The sequence below is a fragment of the Chitinophaga sp. genome (assembly GCF_035564935.1).
In the GTDB taxonomy this organism is placed as follows: Bacteria; Bacteroidota; Bacteroidia; order Chitinophagales; family Chitinophagaceae; genus Chitinophaga.
This window is the reverse complement of the sequence record NZ_DATMTE010000582.1, coordinates 1-1524: the sequence shown is the minus strand read 5'-3', so window position 1 is coordinate 1524 and position 1524 is coordinate 1. Positions and strand designations below refer to the sequence as shown.

Below are 1524 nucleotides of genomic sequence, written 5' to 3'. Positions count from 1 at the left end.
CAGGCGGCATATGCGCCGCCTGTTCTTTTTTTATTCATGAAATACCGGCATGGCAGGGAAATACCAACCGTTGTAAGTCAGTGTTTTTTTCAAGGTAGCAGTGGTGGCATCATACAACAGCACCCTGTTAATATCCCCGGTGAAGGAGCCATTCAGGGTAGTGATCATCAGTTCATTTTTGTCCTTGTTATACGCAGCGCCGGCGCCATAGAAATACTGTCCGGACGGCAGGGTAATAAAAGGAGCAGACAGCGATGCCGTATTGCCAATGATATAACGGTATAATTGAGTGCCACCGGCAAAACCATTGTTACGCACAATGTAAACGGCGTTTTCTGTGGTGGAAGCGGTAATGGCCGCGTGGCGCCATGCTCCCCACGGCGATGCAATAGTAAAAGGCAGTTTCACCGCAGTACGTACCAGGGTAGCAGGGTCTATACGGATCAGGGAATCTGAAGTAGCCGCATACACACCACCATCTTTACCGGCAGCAAAAGCGAGGTTGGCGGCGCCGAATTTTTTCACTACGGCATAGGTGCTGCTGTTTAAAGCAACGATACCATCTGTTTGGGACAATACAAAAATATAGCTGCCGGCTTTTAACATATCGCCGGTATAACCAGACACGCCGCTTACTTTGGTACCCACCGCCAGGGATGGTAACGTTACCGGGTATACGCCGTCTTTTGCACTAAGCAGCCCACGGGTGGCATCCACACCAATAAAAGCATGACCATCATTGCCCGGAAGGGTAGTGATACGGCCGGTTTCCACCAGGCTGCCGGCATCTGTTACTACCATTGGCCCGCCGGCTTTAATAACGATATACATTTTGCCATTGAAGATGGTGGCATACTGCAGGGTGTTGGAAGGTCCGCCCAATGCACCTGCGGGGTTTTCTGCATGGTACACGTTGGTAACAAGACTATCGCCGCTGTAGGAATAGAAATGCAGGTCGCCTGTACCATGACCAAACCATCCTTCATTGGCAATAAAGAACCCGTTGCCATACTTGCCCGCAATCAGCGGGGCCGTAATACCGCCGGTGCCGGCTTCATTGGTACGCTGGGATCCGAGGGGTTGTAATGCGTCATCTTTTTGACAGGAGGCAACAAACAGCATCATGGCTGCAGACAGAAAGGATAATAACTGTTTTTTCATATCTATTGTTTTGTTAAGAAAATACAATGCTCTTTTCCGGGGTAAAAAACCTGGAAAAATGATCATAATACCGGTTACCCTCCCGGCGCCACGCCAAAGGCTAAACGAAAAAAAATAACAGCGCATAAATGCCTGGTAGGCCTACATTCATGGCATTTCACCCGAAAGCGTTGAATGATCAGTTGCAAAAGGCAGGTCTTCTGTCTTACCTGCTTTCCCGGGACCTTCCCATTTGCCGTATTGGCAAACAGTGGTATGGAGTACATCCGGAAAAACAATTTATCTGTTGATAAATGCAGGCTTACAGCTACGGGGATAGCTCCGGTCTTACACCGGATTCCCTTTTAATCCGCCGCCGGGCGG

At 49.3% G+C, this 1524-nt stretch carries 1 protein-coding gene and 1 riboswitch; the gene reads right to left on the bottom strand.

The window, feature by feature from the left end; translation table 11 throughout:
- Nucleotides 1–30: 30 nt before the first annotated feature.
- Complete coding sequence (locus VN105_RS14875; RefSeq protein WP_325642227.1) at nucleotides 31–1161, bottom strand: DUF5074 domain-containing protein; 1131 nt, start codon at nucleotides 1159–1161, stop codon at nucleotides 31–33.
- 173 nt (nucleotides 1162–1334) lie between these two features.
- A riboswitch (cobalamin riboswitch) is annotated at nucleotides 1335–1524 on the bottom strand. This riboswitch is flagged as partial in the annotation.